This window comes from Pectobacterium sp. IFB5596, assembly GCF_021432585.1.
Lineage (GTDB): Bacteria > Pseudomonadota > Gammaproteobacteria > Enterobacterales > Enterobacteriaceae > Pectobacterium > Pectobacterium punjabense.
The window spans coordinates 204,189-218,615 of record NZ_LXFY01000032.1 but is presented as its reverse complement, the minus strand read 5'-3'; the positions used below and the strand labels follow the sequence as shown (position 1 = coordinate 218,615).

Here is a 14,427-nt window from a genome sequence, read left to right as displayed (position 1 = left end):
GCTTTATGGGGCAGGCAAGATGAATGACTGTCCACGACGCTTTTTATGAAAGAAAGCGGCTCAACGGTCAGTGTGAAGTGATGCTTAGGAAATACTATAATGAGTGCTTTTAAAAGTGCTATTATTAGTGTGTTTAAGTCGCCTTTGACTAACCGAATTGAGTGAATGAAATTATGGCTTTCAACATCCTAACTAACACAGCCGCCAGTATTACTGAGTTGAAACGTGACCCGATGGGGACGGTTCGGGCTGCTGAAGGTGAAACTATCGCTATACTGAACCGGAATGAGCCGGCGTTCTACTGTGTGCCTCCTGCTGTATTCGCCTATTTAATGGAACTGGCTGAAGATGCAGAGCTGGGGCGTACCGTTGATGATCGGATGTCAGAGCTAGCTGACGCGGAAGAGATTTCGCTCGATGATCTATAAGTTAAAATTTGTGCCTTCTGCAATGAAGGAATGGAAAAAGCTAGGGCATCCTGTCCGGGAACAGTTCAAGAAAAAGCTGGTTGAGCGTTTGGAAAACCCTCGTGTTCCTTCAGCCCAGCTTCATGGCCGTAAAGACCAGTATAAAATTAAACTTAGGTCCGCTGGCTACAGGCTGGTGTATTTGGTCCAGGATGAGGCCATTACTGTGATGGTTATGGGAGTTGGAAAGCGCGAAGGTAGCCAGATTTATTCTGATACGAAAGGTCGCTCTGCTTAATCTGGTCTTTTGCGAGTCCCATCCCTTGTCGGTAGTTTTTCTTGCCGTGTGCCATGCCTTTCAAATTAATTGATGTACTTCATCACATAACTCTGACTTTTTCTGTGTCATAAAGCGCGTAAAGTAACGTCATTGCGTGCGGCTAGCACGTTCGCTGACATCTTTCAGAGGATATGACTATGAACAACACTTCCCGGATGCCTGCACTGTTCCTCGGCCATGGTAGCCCGATGAACGTGTTGGAAAGCAATGCGTATACTCAGGCATGGCAAACGCTGGGTGAGACGCTACCACGTCCGAAGGCGATTATTGCGGTTTCTGCCCACTGGTATACCCGTGGTACAGCCGTGACGGCGATGGAAAATCCACGCACCATTCATGACTTTGGTGGCTTCCCGAAGGCGCTGTTTGATACACAGTATCCAGCTCCCGGCTCACCTGAGTTAGCGGCGAGAATCCAGCAGGTGCTGGCTCCGCATCCCGTTACCGCCGATCACAGCCAATGGGGTTTGGATCATGGTTCCTGGGGCGTGCTGATCAAGATGTACCCGAATGCGGATATTCCCGTTGTGCAACTGAGCGTAGACGGCACGCAGCCTGCTGAGTATCACTACGAGCTAGGGCGCAAGCTGGCGGCACTGCGTGATGAAGGCATTATGATTGTCGCGAGCGGCAACGTGGTGCATAACCTGCGGATGGTGAAATGGGATGGCGACGCGGAGGCATATCCGTGGGCGATATCATTCAATCAATTTGTGCGTGATAACCTGGCCTATCAGGGCAACGATCATCCGCTGGTTAATTTTATGCAGCATGACGGTGCCGCATTATCCAACCCGACACCCGATCACTATTTCCCGCTGCTCTATGTGCTGGGAAGCTGGGACGGCAAAGAAGCGATTAGTATTCCCGTCGATGGGCTTGAAATGGGATCGCTAAGTATGCTGTCGGTGCAGGTGGGGTAAGATCGAATTTGCAAGGGGATCGGTTCGGATCCCCTTTGCGTATTATCAAACGCGACTATTTTTTCTTTTGTTCATCTTCTATGAACGCCAGCATTTTGTTTGCGCCGCTTGTTAATTTCTCATCTGCTTGAGGGTTGTTGAGCACTTTCTTCGCCCATTCAGCGGACTGTACATAGTCTCTTGGGAGCTCAGTGTGTTTGGCTAGCACGACAGATAATAAGAGTTGTGCCGGTGCGAAGCCCGATTCTGCTGATTTTTTCAGGTAAGCCACACCGGATTTGGGATCATAGTGATCGCCGTTGCGTTGGTTTAGGTAGGCTTTAGCGAGTAAAAACTGAGCGGGGGCATCGTTAGCATCAGCCTCGATTTTCAACCGCTCGATACCTTCTGTGCGATAAAGCGGCCAACTGCTGCGCAAAAGCTTCCGGGTAAGCTGTGTTTGCGCTTCTTTATCACCTTGTTCAGCTTTGTCCCTTAGCACCTTGAGTGCGGCTTCTTCATTCGAGATTTCTTGCGCCAGAGAGGAATTAGGTGATTTTCCCGATGCGGGTTCCGCGGCATGGACAGGTAGATGAGGCGCAAAACAAAAGAGTAATGCCGTTAAGAGTGTTTTTTTCATGATGTCCCTTTATTGGTTCTTCCTATTTAAAACAAGCCGAGTAATTCAGGAAAACGTAATTAACATGTTAGGCGGAATTGATTCTTTTTAAACGAAAGAACACATAGAAGAATACGCAGGTAGCGTAGGATACGCCACCTGCGGGAAGTGCTTAATCCAGAATGGTATGCGGATAGAAGCGCGAGAGATCCTGAGTGATCAGCGCGCGATCTTCACGTACGCCGATACCGCAAGGCTGATCGTCTACCAGCCAACTGCCAATTAGCGTATAGCTGTCGCCAAATTTCGGTAGCGGGTGATACTGCTGGATAATCATGCCTTCTTCGCCATAAGGGCCGTCGGCTGATGCTATCTCTTTCCCGTTTTCGATGATTTGGATGTTCGCCCCTTCACGTGAAAACAGTGGCTTGATGACGTAGCTGTCTAGCTCGGGGTGTTCATCTTCCGCAAAGTAGGCGGGAAGCAGGTTGGGGTGATTGGGGAACATTTCCCACAGCATCGGCAGTAGCGCTTTATTGGAAATGATGCTTTTCCAGGCGGGCTCCAGCCAGCGTACGCCAGCATCTTCCAGCTTGGTGGAAAACATTTCGCGCAGCATGAATTCCCACGGATACAGCTTGAACAGGTTACTAATTATCTGATTTTCGGGATCGGTAAACTGACCTTTTTCACCGAGACCGATTTCTTCAATGTACAGAAATTCGCTCGGCAGGCCTGCTTCCAGCGCACAGTCCTGAAGATATTGCACCGTACCGCGATCTTCTTCCGTATCCTGACAGCAAGCGAAGTGCAGCAAGCCAAAGCCGTGATTCAGCTTCAGCTCCTCAAAACGTTCAATCAGCTTTTCCTGAATGCTGTTGTACTGGTCTGAATTCTGCGGCAACTTCCCAGCGTTGATTTGATCTTCCAGCCAGAGCCATTGGAAAAAAGCGGCTTCGTACAACGACGTCGGTGTATCCGCATTGTTTTCCAGCAGCTTGGCTGGGGATTTGCCGTCATAGGCCAAATCGAGACGTGAATACAGCGAAGGCTGATGGGTACGCCATGAGTGTCTGACGAATTCCCAGGTGTGTTTGGGAATGCGGAATTTGGTGAGCAGCGTGTCGCTGCTGACGACTTTTTCCACCACTTGCAGACACATTTGGTGCAGTTCTGCTGTCGTTTCTTCCAGCTCTTCTATTTGAGCCAGCGTGAACTGGTAGTAAGCCTCTTCGCTCCAGTAGGGCTCGCCGTACATGGTGTGAAAACGAAAACCAAACTCGGTCGCTTTTTCCTGCCAGTCAGGACGCGCAGTAATATCTATCCGCTTCATTCGATACGTCCTCAGCCGCCCATACTGCGGGAAGAGCTGGAGTTTGAACTAGCGCTGCTACGCTGCATGCTGGTTTGCTTGGCGACGGTTTCACCAAAACCACCGCGCGTAATGGTGGATGTCGTTGCAGGCTTTGGTGCGAGTGCGGTTTTAGGCACCGTCATGGTACGGCCTGTCGTCGCGTTGCCGTAGTTTTTGCCAGCAGCATCAACGAATTTGCCGTTAGCCGGGCTAGTGGGGGATTTTGAACTGAACAACGGCTGCTGTGTGAAACCAGCCCCGCCACTCATCATTCGACCCATCATGTAACCCGCCATCAGCGGCATCCAGGACATCCCACCGCCCTGTTGCGATTCTGCTGCCATACCTGCCTGTGCAGGGGCTTGGGTACACTGTGCTTCACCGAATTCTGCTACGCAATCTTCTTTTGTCGCATATTTGGGTGCCGTTTTTTCCGCTTCTTTTAATGCATTATTGTATGCGGTGGTGCATTGGGCAGCCATTGACGGGTTAGCTGACGAACAGTCATCCGCATTCTGGTAGAGGGAGACGGTTTCATCGGTTTGTTCGCAGCCCGCGAGGAAAAATACAGCGCTGACGGCTAAGGCAACAGGTGCCAGACGGTACGTTCGCCATTCCTTGCGGAACGTTTCCTGATTAATATTTTTTGTACGTTTCATTGTGTTTATCCCAGAGCAAAGTGTCACGATTAATGACAAATATGTGTCGCTAAGAATAGGGGAACGTTGCCTGAATTTAAAGCGCCAATGGTATGAATGGCCGCAACGAGCGGACTCTTTACGTTGTTATACACTCTGTTGTGCGACGTTTCGCTTTATAGCGTACGTGACAACTTCAGCATTCCGGTGCAGTCACCTTCTTCTGTGGGGAAAGCGTAGGCATGAAAAAGGGGGAACGGTGGTTCCCCCTTGTATCGGATAGTGGCTAGCGCCGCTACGGATTAACGCTGCGTTGAGGCAGTCGTCGTCTGCGGGGCACTGTTGTCCGTTACGGTAGGCGTGGTTGATACTGGTTGACCCAGTGACGCATTCAACGCTTGCAGATCGTTTTCATTCAGCGTGCCCTGAGCGGATTTAATGTTTAACTGGTTGATCAGATAATCATAACGTGCGCTAGAGAGTTGCTGTTTGGCGTTATACAACGTGGTGGTGGCATCCAGGACGTCAACGATGGTACGTGTTCCTACCTGATAGCCCGCTTCCATTGCATCCAGAGAGCTTTGTGCAGACACTTCAGCCTGTTTGTAAGCGTTGATGCTGCTAATGGAAGCAGAGATGTTGTTGAACGATGAACGAACAACTTGGATCACAGAACGGTGCGCACTTTCCAGCAGCTCACTGGAGCTGACATAGCGGTGCTGTGCCTGCTTCACCTGAGAGTTGGTGATACCGCCGTTGTACAGCGGAAGCGTAAAGTTGATACCCACTCGGTGCTGTCCAGCGTCTGAATCGTTAAACGAATTACCACTCTGCGTTCTTGAGCCTGAATAGCGGGTATCGCTCACACCCGTCGATGCGGTGAGATCCAGTGTCGGCATATAGCCCGTTTCGGATGAGCGAATTTGCTCACGAGCCAAATCCTGGCTTAAACGTGCGGACAACAGGTTCAAGTTGCGGCTTTCCGCTTCTTTCAACAGATTGTTGACGGCTTCAGGTTTCTGAGTCGAAAAACGCTCGATGTTCAGACCCGCTAACTGCGGATAGAAATTGCCGGTAATCTGGCGCAGTGATTCCAGTGCGTTGTCCAGCGTATTACGCGTCAGAACCTCATTAGCCAGCACGCTGTCATACTGCGCACGGGCGTTCTGGACGTCGGTAATCGCAACCAGACCCACGTTGAAGCGCTGCGTCGTTTGGTCTAGCTGACGATAAATTGCCTGTTTCTGAGCGCTGATATAGGACAAAGAGTCAATCGCGCGCAGCACATTGAAATAGGCGGTCGCCGTGTTCAGCATCAGATTTTGCTGTGCCGTCTGGTACACGACGTCTTCGATACCGGCTTGTTTTTCTTGCAGCGTCAGCGCACGCCATTTGGACATGTCGAACAGCGTCTGGGTCAGTTGTAATGACGCGCTTTTCTCATTGCTGTTGACGCCATTACTGTCACGGTAGCCCTTGTTATAGGTATAACCCGCGTTGATCCCCAACTGCGGCAGTAACGGGCTGCGAGCTTCGTTGATTTTTTCAAACGCGGCTTCACGCGTTGCCGCAGAGCTGCGTAAATCTGGGTTGGTGCTTTTTGCCTGCTGGTAGACCTGTAACAGGTTTTCCGCCTGACTCATGGCGCTAAAACCACCCAGGCTCAGACCAATAAGAAGAGGGAGCAATTTCTTCATTTGCATTCCTTGTTGTGCAGCAATCTCGCTATGGTAGCGCTGTCTGTAGACGAATAATTGTCGATTCTATCAGAATCTGCCAATAGGATAAGGTAGCTGAACGTGCCATCTTTCAGCGCAATACGTCCGAAAGGTCAGGTAAATTGACCCTTTGGGTGATTCAGTGCGACGTTTTGTTGTTCAGTAAGATACCGAAAAGCGATGCGGTGTGCGGGTATAACCCTCGGTTTCGCTGACGTCACGCCTAATAAATGCTCAAAAACAATGATGAGTATAATGACAGTGGGTTCCGCCCTACAATACCGGATTCCATGAATACTTGTTACAGGAGTGCAGCTATGGTGTCTTCCGTGTCCGGCCCCGTTACTTTCACCAAAGATGATGTAGAAATTATTGCACGTGAAAAACTGTATGACGGTTTTTTTTCGCTGGAGCGTTACCGTTTCCGCCATCGCCTGTTTAATGGCGGTATGAGCGGTGAAGTCAGTCGTGAGATCTTAGAGCGTGGTCACGCCGTCGTGCTGCTGCCTTACGATCCGGTACGGGATGAAGTGGTTCTGATAGAACAGATTCGTATTGCGGCCTATGACACCAGTGCGTCTCCCTGGCTGTTTGAGCTGGTGGCTGGCATGATTGAGCCAGGAGAAAGTCACGAAGAGGTGGCACGGCGTGAAGCGGAAGAAGAAGCAGGATTAAGGGTTGGCCGCTGCCGACCGATAATCAACTATCTTGCCAGTCCCGGTGGTACCAGTGAACGTCTGGCCGTGATGGTGGGCGAAGTGGATACACGTACGGCGAAAGGGATTCACGGTCTGGCGGAAGAAAACGAAGATATCCGCGTGCATGTGGTGAGCCGAGAACAAAGTTATCAATGGGTTGAGGACGGTATCGTTGATAACGCTGCATCTGTCATTGCCTTGCAATGGTTAGCGTTGCACCATGAAGAACTGAAACGTACGTGGGTGGATTGAATTGATGAAACGTTATACCCCGGATTTCCCAGCCATGATGAGGCTATGTGAAACTAACTTCATGCAATTACGGCGTTTGCTGCCAAAAATTGATGAAGTTGGTGAAATCGCGGTTTATCACGTCAATAATGCGGTCTATCAACTGACGATTCTTGAATCTACTCGCTATACGTCATTGGTTGAGATTAAGCAGACGGCACCTGCTGTCAGCTATTGGAGTCTGCCAATGATGAGCGTTAGGCTGTATCATGACGCGTTGGTTGCGGAAGTGTGTGCCAGCCAGCAGATCTTTCGCTTCAAAGCACGTTATGATTATCCTAATAAGAAGTTACACCAACGTGACGAAAAGCATCAAATTAATCAGTTTCTTGCTGATTGGCTAAAGTATTGTTTGGCGTATGGTTCGATGTCGATACCGGTTTTTGATACCCAATAGATTTCAATGTGCAGGAAAGTGGCCGTCGAGCCATAAGGGAAACCAACGTACTCTGCAATTTGAAAGATGACGGGTAGAGACAGATTTACGTAACCAAGGACACCATTTGGAAAGCCTGTTGACACTGCCTGTGGCGAGTGGCGCCAGAGTCAGGATTTTACAAATAACAGATACCCATCTTTTTGCGGGCGAGCATGAAACCTTGCTGGGTATCAACACCTATCGTAGCTATCACGCTGTGCTGAATGCCATCAAGGTTCGGCAGGATGCGTTTGATTTGATTGTGGCGACGGGCGATTTGGCGCAGGATCATACGCTGCAAGCCTATCACCATTTCTCTCGCGGGATTGCGCAGATCCCAGCCCCTTGCGTGTGGCTTCCGGGTAACCACGATTTCCAACCCGCGATGGTCGATGCGCTGGCTGATGCCGGTATTGCGCCGTCCAAGCATGTACTGCTGGGCGACAAATGGCAGATCATCTTATTGGATAGCCAAGTGTTCGGCGTCCCACACGGTGAACTGAGTGAATACCAGCTTGAATGGCTGGAGCGTAGCCTGAAAAGTCAGCCTGACCGCTTTACGTTACTGCTGCTGCACCATCATCCTCATCCTTCCGGCTGTACCTGGCTCGATCAACACAGCTTGCGCAACGCCCATAATCTGTCTGCGGTACTGGATCGCTATCCGAAGGTGAACACCGTGCTGTGTGGGCATATTCATCAGGAGATGGATTTTGACTGGCATGGTCGACGTTTGCTGGCAACGCCGTCGACCTGCGTACAGTTCAAACCGCACTGTACTAATTTCACTATTGATGACGTGGCTCCGGGATGGCGCTATTTGGATCTGCTGCCGGATGGTCGTCTGGAAACTGAAGTCTATCGCCTGTCGGGCAGCGAATTCCTGCCTGATATGGATTCGGACGGTTACTAATGCCTACGCTTCTTTATCTTCATGGCTTCAACAGTACGCCACAGTCGGCGAAAGCCACGGCGCTGAAAACGTGGCTGGCAGAGCAGCATCCTGAAATTGACATGGTGATTCCACAGCTTCCGCCTTATCCGGCGGAGGCCGCCGAGATGATGGAATCGTTGATTATGGAGCGGGCGGGGCGTCCGGTGGGCATTGTTGGTTCTTCCCTCGGTGGTTATTATGCCACTTGGCTATCCCAGTGTTTTATGCTGCCTGCCGTGGTGGTGAATCCTGCGGTGAAGCCGTTTGAACTGTTGCTGGACCATCTGGGTGAATACCAGAACCCCTACACCGGCGAACAATATGTGCTAGAGTCTCGGCACGTGTACGATCTGAAGGTCATGCAGGTTGACCGGCTGGAATCGCCGGATTTGCTCTGGCTGCTGTTGCAGACGGGGGATGAGGTTCTGGACTATCGTCAGGCAGTCGCGTATTACACGGCCTGCCGTCAAACTGTGGAGTCAGGGGGCAATCATGCCTTTGTTGGATTTGAGCACTTTTTCACACCGATTGTGAATTTTTTAGGGCTCACGACAGACTGAACCGCCGCATATGCATTGAAAAACGAACCGCCGAAAGCGGTTTGTTAAACACCATTCACTGAACTCAAAGAATTAACGCAAACTATGGCTCAATCAAGTTATAACGCTGATGCGATTGAAGTACTCAGCGGACTGGAACCGGTGCGCCGTCGTCCGGGAATGTACACCGATACCACGCGTCCTAACCATCTGGGACAAGAGGTCATAGATAACAGCGTTGATGAAGCGCTGGCGGGCCATGCGCGCCGTATTGATGTGATTCTGCACGCCGATCAGTCGCTGGAAGTCATTGATGATGGCCGTGGGATGCCGGTGGATATCCACCCGGAAGAGGGCGTGCCCGCCGTTGAGTTGATCTTGTGTCGTCTGCATGCGGGTGGCAAATTTTCTGGTAAAAACTATCAGTTTTCGGGCGGTTTGCACGGCGTAGGGATTTCCGTGGTGAACGCCCTGTCTACCCGTGTTGAAGTCACCGTTAAGCGTGACGGCCAGGTGTATGACATCGCGTTTGCAAACGGCGATAAAGTACAGGAACTCACCGTAACGGGGACTTGTGGACGTCGTAACACCGGTACGCGTGTGCATTTCTGGCCGGATGAGACATTCTTCGACAGCCCCCGTTTTTCCGTATCCCGTTTGACGCACCTGCTGAAGGCCAAAGCGGTCTTATGCCCCGGTGTGGAAATCATCTTCAAAGATAAAGTTAATAATACCGAACAGCGCTGGTGTTATCAGGATGGTCTGAACGACTACCTGTGCGAGGCGGTAAATGGCCTGATCACGCTGCCAGAAAAACCGTTTCTGGGCTCGATTACCGGCGAGACTGAAGCCGTAGACTGGGCGCTGCTCTGGCTGCCGGAAGGCGGTGAACTGCTGACGGAAAGCTACGTCAACCTTATTCCGACACCAATGGGCGGGACGCACGTGAACGGCCTGCGTCAGGGGCTGCTGGATGCGATGCGTGAATTCTGCGAATTCCGTAATATTTTGCCGCGCGGTGTGAAGCTGAGCGCAGATGATATCTGGGAACGCTGTGCCTACGTGCTGTCGGTAAAAATGCAGGAGCCGCAGTTTGCCGGGCAGACTAAAGAGCGCCTGTCCTCCCGCCAATGTGCTGCGTTCGTGTCTGGCGTTGTGAAAGACGCATTCAGCCTGTGGCTGAATCAGAACGTGCAGGCTGCGGAACAGCTGGCTGAGCTAGCAATTTCCAGCGCTCAGCGCCGTATGCGTGCTGCCAAAAAAGTCGTGCGTAAAAAGCTGACTAGCGGGCCGGCGTTGCCGGGCAAGCTGGCGGATTGTACCTCGCAGGATCTCAACCGGACGGAACTGTTCCTGGTCGAAGGGGATTCGGCAGGCGGATCGGCGAAACAGGCGCGCGAACGTGAATTCCAGGCGATCATGCCGCTGAAAGGTAAGATCCTGAATACCTGGGAAGTCTCCTCCGATGAGGTGCTGGCTTCGCAGGAAGTACACGATATCTCAGTCGCGATCGGTATCGATCCCGATAGCACCGATCTCAGCCAACTGCGTTACGGTAAGATCTGTATTCTGGCGGATGCGGACTCCGATGGTTTGCACATCGCGACGCTGCTGTGCGCGCTGTTTGTCCGCCATTTCCGGGCGCTGGTTCAGGGCGGACACGTTTATGTCGCCATGCCGCCGTTGTACCGTATCGATCTGGGCAAAGAAGTTTACTACGCGCTAGACGAAGAGGAAAAAGCGGGCGTGCTGGAACAGCTTAAGCGCAAGAGAGGCAAGCCTAACGTACAGCGCTTTAAAGGTCTGGGTGAAATGAATCCGTTGCAGCTGCGTGAAACCACGCTGGACCCGAACACTCGTCGTCTGGTGCAGTTGACCATCAACGACGAGGATATGGATCAGACGATGGCGATGATGGATATGCTGCTGGCGAAGAAACGCTCGGAAGATCGTCGCAACTGGCTGCAAGAGAAGGGTGACAAGGCGGAGATCGAAGTATAACGCCTTGCTCAGGTACCTCATCGACGGCAGGTATATTCGCGTATGAAAGTCACGCTTGAGGAACTTCAGGCTTTTGTCGTTGTGATCGAAACGGGCTCGATCACGGCGGCAGCGGAACAGCTTGGGCAAACCACATCGGGGATCAGCCGGGCGTTGCGGCGTCTGGAGGACAAGCTGGGGACGACGCTGTTGCATCGCACCACGCGACGTCTCTCGCTTTCCGAAGAAGGCACGATGTTTCTTGAACACGCCCGTGGTGTGATTCACGCCGTAGAGCATGCCGAAGAGCAGGTGTTGCTGCGTCATGAGCAGCCGAGCGGGCGGTTACGGATCAACTCGGCTTCCGCATTTATACAGCATGTGATTGTACCTCTGGTGCCGGAATTTCGCCGCCGCTATCCAAAAATCATTCTTGAACTCAACACGGATGATTTCATCATCGATCTGCTGGAACAGCATATCGATATCGCCATTCGCATTGGTACGCTTAAAGACTCCACCATTCATGCGCGGCCGCTCGGATCAAGCAAACTGCGCATTGTCGCCAGTCCTGAGTATCTGCAACAGCACGGAACACCCACGACGGTCGAGTCACTCGCTGACCATCTTTGCCTGGGGTTTACTCAGGTAGAGTCGCTGAACCACTGGCCGCTTCGGCATGGGCTTCAGGACTTTTATCCCATTACGCCAGCGCTGTTGGCATCAAATGGTGAGATATTGCGCCAGCTTGCGCTACGAGGCGAAGGGATTGTGCGTATGTCTACCTTCCTGATTCGGGACGATTTGGCGGCGGGGCGACTGGTGCCGATCCTTACCGAGGAAACGGTGGAAGCCAGTCTGCCAGTTTATGCGGTGTATTATCGCAATAGCCAACTGGCGGCACGTATTAGCTGTTTTCTTGATTTTATGAGCGAGAAGCTCACGGAAAACCCGCTGTGAAGCGTGATTCACAGCGGTACCGAAGCGCGTAAATCACCGATTAGGCAAAGAGTTCGTCCAGATGCTGACGGTAGTTTGCAAGATAAGCAGGGACGTCCGGTGCCTTTATCACATCATTGCAGATGAAGGTCGGCAGCGGGGATAGCCCGATAAACTGGTTAGCTTTGTGGAACGGCAGATAAACTCCGTCCACCCCGACACCGTGGAAGAACTGATCGGGATCGTCAAAGGCTTCCAGCGGCGCATTCCACGTCAGAGACAGCATATATTTGCGGCCTTGTAATAGCCCACCAGAACCGTATTTCTTGCTGGCATCCGAACGGCTGCGGCCATCGCTGGCGTAAAGCGAGCCGTGACCGGCGGTAAACACGTCATCGATGTATTTCTTCAAGATCCACGGCGTATCCATCCACCAACCCGGCATCTGATAAATGATGGTATCGGCCCACAGGTAGTTCTGAATTTCCTGTTCAATATCATAGCCGTTGTCCACGACCGTCACACGGACGTCGTGACCTTTATCGCGCAGGAAACTGGCGGCGACCTCAGTAAGGGTATGGTTCAATTCGCCTTTGGAATGGGCGAACGATTTGCCCGCGTTAATCAGCAATGTGTTCTGCATAGGTCTGTTCTCGAATAGGTTATCAACGAAGAGGTTGGGCGTAGTCTAGAGGAGAGATTCGTGCAGAAAAATGGGCGATCGTGCATAACACTGTTGACTGAATATCAACAATCAGAAGCAGGATAGTGTTCTATTGAAATAATGTGGTCGGAGGAAAAGGCAAGAGAATCCTCCCTTGCCTTGTGCAGATCGTGTGGCGTATCTATCGATATAAACTGGCTTTTCCCGTGGAGCCGAAGAGCGCCATTTTATAGCGAATCACCTCTTTTGCCGCCTTAATCGGTTCCGGGTAGATGGCATTAGGGTCCCACCAGGTTTCACGACTGAGGATTTCTCGCGCTTTCTGGAAATAGGCGAATTTCATGTCGCTGGAGATATTGATTTTGCCCACGCCAAGCGTCACCGCTTCGGCAATTTCGGCGTCCGGGTTGGCTGAACCGCCATGCAGGACAAGCGGAATCGAAACCCGCTGCGAAATATCCCGCAGGATATGCATTTGCAGCTCTGGCTTCAGGTCTTTGGGGTAAATGCCGTGCGCCGTGCCGATGGCGACGGCTAACGTATCAACGCCCGTCCGGTTGACGAAATCTTCCGCCTGTTCGGGGTCGGTGTAGATCACTTTGCTGACGCCGCCTTCTATCGTGGTGCCGGTGTCACCAATCGTGCCTAACTCCCCCTCTACGGAAACGCCAACGGCGTGCGCCAGTTTCACCACTTCCGTGGTGAGCGCCACGTTCTCCTCATAAGGCAGCAGCGATCCGTCGATCATGACGGAGGTAAACCCGCACTGAATGGCACGCAAAACGTGTGCGATCGAGGCGCCATGATCGAGGTGGATGACAAACGGTACGGGGCTGCGCAGCGTTCTTTCTCGCACATAGGCGAAGAACTCATCGGTCACGAATTCCAGCTCGCTCGGGTGAATAGAAATAATGGCGGGAGTATTCGTTGCTTCGGCTTCTTCCACTACGGCGCGGATAAAGCAGCTATCGGCGACGTTAAACGCGCCAATAGCGAAACGGTGTTCACGCGTGGGTCTCAGGATATCAGTCATTGAAATCAACATGTTATGTCTCTCCTCTGTCGGATAAAGGGCAAAGCGTTCCTGTACCAGTGGAAAACCACTGATGCGAAAGTGAGTAAAGGGCTAACGGTCAGGCTTGGTTGGCTGAACCTGACCAACCAAGATAATCGACGACCACGTCGCGGCAGGCGGACTCCATTATTGCCAGTAAGTCGGACAGCTCCGCCGTTGGGTGCTGATGTAGTGCCTGCTGCAACGCCGTTTTTCCTGCCTCAAAAACGGCCGCGCCGACGTTGATTTTGGCGACGCCGTGACGGCTGACGCGGCGAATGTCATCGGCCTTGGTGCCGCTACCGCCGTGTAGCGCCAGCGGCACCGTGGATTCCCGATGCAATGCTTCCAGACGCTCAAAATCAATTCGTGGCGTCACACCCGGCGGATACATACCGTGGGCGGTGCCGACCGACACGGCAAGCAGGTCGATACCGGTTTGGCGGATAAAGGGAACGACGTCTTCCACCTGTGTCATTTTCACCGCGGCGTCCTCTTGGTCGTAGACCGGCGCGTCGGCGATATGACCCAGTTCACCTTCCACACAGACGCCAGCAGTTGTGGCGATGGCAACTACCTGCTGTGTGCGCTGGATGTTTTCCGCCAGCGGATGGCTGGAGGCATCGATCATCAGTCCGGTAAAACCGGCGCGGAACGCCTGACCAATCAGGCTGAATGCTGTACCGTGATCCAGGCTGAGCGCCACGGGAACGGTGGCTTGTTCGGCCAGCGCTTTAGCCAGCGGCACCGCGAGATGCGGCGGAAAGTGTGCGCTGTGACCCTGATACACATTCAGGATCAGCGGCGCACGCTGTTGCTCGGCGGCGGCAATGGCCGCACGCGCAGTCTCCAGGTTGAAACAGTTGATGGCGAGCACGGCATACTGCCGTTGATACGCGTCATCAATGAGGGCTTTCATTGCGGCATACATG

16 protein-coding genes are annotated in these 14,427 nt (G+C 52.3%); 9 read left to right on the top strand and 7 right to left on the bottom strand.

Translation table 11 applies throughout. The features are described from left to right. Nucleotides 1–173 precede the first annotated feature (173 nt). The 3 genes from A6301_RS20875 to ygiD all read left to right on the top strand — a co-directional run bounded on the left by A6301_RS20875 (nucleotide 174) and on the right by ygiD (nucleotide 1,670). Nucleotides 174–428 carry a type II toxin-antitoxin system Phd/YefM family antitoxin gene (locus A6301_RS20875; protein ID WP_039282788.1) on the top strand — a complete coding sequence of 85 codons (255 nt, stop codon included), beginning with the start codon at nucleotides 174–176 and terminating at the stop codon, nucleotides 426–428. Continuing rightward, nucleotides 418–705 carry a type II toxin-antitoxin system RelE/ParE family toxin gene (locus A6301_RS20870; protein WP_107170910.1) on the top strand — a complete coding sequence of 96 codons (288 nt, stop codon included), beginning with the start codon at nucleotides 418–420 and terminating at the stop codon, nucleotides 703–705. The genes A6301_RS20875 and A6301_RS20870 overlap by 11 nt, the downstream gene beginning before the upstream one ends. A 179-nt stretch (nucleotides 706–884) precedes the next feature. After that, nucleotides 885–1,670 carry a 4,5-DOPA dioxygenase extradiol gene (ygiD, locus tag A6301_RS20865; protein ID WP_205540782.1) on the top strand — a complete coding sequence of 262 codons (786 nt, stop codon included), beginning with the start codon at nucleotides 885–887 and terminating at the stop codon, nucleotides 1,668–1,670. 55 nt (nucleotides 1,671–1,725) lie between these two features. On the opposite strand, the gene A6301_RS20860 is transcribed toward ygiD, so the two are convergent. From A6301_RS20860 to tolC, 4 genes are all read right to left on the bottom strand, one after another. Next, complete coding sequence (locus tag A6301_RS20860) at nucleotides 1,726–2,289, bottom strand: tetratricopeptide repeat protein (RefSeq protein WP_234258648.1); 564 nt, start codon at nucleotides 2,287–2,289, stop codon at nucleotides 1,726–1,728. A gap of 151 nt (nucleotides 2,290–2,440) precedes the next feature. Next, on the bottom strand, nucleotides 2,441–3,601 hold the full coding sequence (locus tag A6301_RS20855) for a glutathionylspermidine synthase family protein (protein ID WP_107170912.1): 1,161 nt from the start codon (nucleotides 3,599–3,601) through the stop codon (nucleotides 2,441–2,443). An 11-nt stretch (nucleotides 3,602–3,612) separates the two neighbouring features. After that, nucleotides 3,613–4,281: a DUF1190 family protein gene (locus A6301_RS20850; RefSeq protein ID WP_107170913.1), complete on the bottom strand. Its 669-nt coding sequence runs from the start codon at nucleotides 4,279–4,281 to the stop codon at nucleotides 3,613–3,615. 281 nt (nucleotides 4,282–4,562) lie between these two features. Then, nucleotides 4,563–5,957, bottom strand: coding sequence for an outer membrane channel protein TolC (gene tolC, locus A6301_RS20845; RefSeq protein WP_205540785.1), 1,395 nt, complete (start codon nucleotides 5,955–5,957; stop codon nucleotides 4,563–4,565). Between the two features lie 338 nt (nucleotides 5,958–6,295). Between tolC and nudF the strand changes: the two genes are divergently transcribed. The 6 genes from nudF to A6301_RS20815 all read left to right on the top strand — a co-directional run bounded on the left by nudF (nucleotide 6,296) and on the right by A6301_RS20815 (nucleotide 11,798). Beyond that, on the top strand, nucleotides 6,296–6,928 hold the full coding sequence (nudF, locus tag A6301_RS20840) for an ADP-ribose diphosphatase (protein WP_107170915.1): 633 nt from the start codon (nucleotides 6,296–6,298) through the stop codon (nucleotides 6,926–6,928). 1 nt (nucleotide 6,929) lies between these two features. Then, nucleotides 6,930–7,364, top strand: a complete 435-nt coding sequence (locus tag A6301_RS20835; protein ID WP_069704158.1) for a DUF1249 family protein — start codon at nucleotides 6,930–6,932, stop codon at nucleotides 7,362–7,364. A gap of 106 nt (nucleotides 7,365–7,470) precedes the next feature. Then, nucleotides 7,471–8,298, top strand: a complete 828-nt coding sequence (gene cpdA / locus A6301_RS20830) for a 3',5'-cyclic-AMP phosphodiesterase (RefSeq protein WP_107170916.1) — start codon at nucleotides 7,471–7,473, stop codon at nucleotides 8,296–8,298. After that, a complete protein-coding gene (gene yqiA / locus A6301_RS20825) occupies nucleotides 8,298–8,879 on the top strand; it encodes an esterase YqiA (RefSeq protein ID WP_010297435.1) in 582 nt (193 codons plus the stop codon). Before cpdA ends, yqiA begins: the two co-directional genes overlap by 1 nt. An 84-nt stretch (nucleotides 8,880–8,963) precedes the next feature. Further along, the gene (gene parE / locus A6301_RS20820) at nucleotides 8,964–10,859 is read left to right on the top strand and encodes a DNA topoisomerase IV subunit B (RefSeq protein WP_205540787.1); all 1,896 of its coding nucleotides are present in this window, start codon (nucleotides 8,964–8,966) and stop codon (nucleotides 10,857–10,859) included. A 42-nt stretch (nucleotides 10,860–10,901) separates the two neighbouring features. Further along, nucleotides 10,902–11,798: a LysR family transcriptional regulator gene (locus A6301_RS20815; RefSeq protein WP_205540788.1), complete on the top strand. Its 897-nt coding sequence runs from the start codon at nucleotides 10,902–10,904 to the stop codon at nucleotides 11,796–11,798. Between the two features lie 40 nt (nucleotides 11,799–11,838). Here the strand turns inward: A6301_RS20815 and A6301_RS20810 are convergent, their stop codons facing one another. The 3 genes from A6301_RS20810 to A6301_RS20800 form a co-directional block, all read right to left on the bottom strand. Beyond that, entirely contained in the window at nucleotides 11,839–12,420 is a 582-nt protein-coding gene (locus tag A6301_RS20810) for an NAD(P)H-dependent oxidoreductase (RefSeq protein WP_107170919.1), read from the bottom strand. A gap of 202 nt (nucleotides 12,421–12,622) precedes the next feature. Beyond that, on the bottom strand, nucleotides 12,623–13,486 hold the full coding sequence (locus A6301_RS20805) for a ketose-bisphosphate aldolase (protein ID WP_107170920.1): 864 nt from the start codon (nucleotides 13,484–13,486) through the stop codon (nucleotides 12,623–12,625). An 88-nt stretch (nucleotides 13,487–13,574) separates the two neighbouring features. After that, complete coding sequence (locus A6301_RS20800; RefSeq protein ID WP_234258647.1) at nucleotides 13,575–14,426, bottom strand: class II fructose-bisphosphate aldolase; 852 nt, start codon at nucleotides 14,424–14,426, stop codon at nucleotides 13,575–13,577. Nucleotide 14,427: the final 1 nt, after the last annotated feature.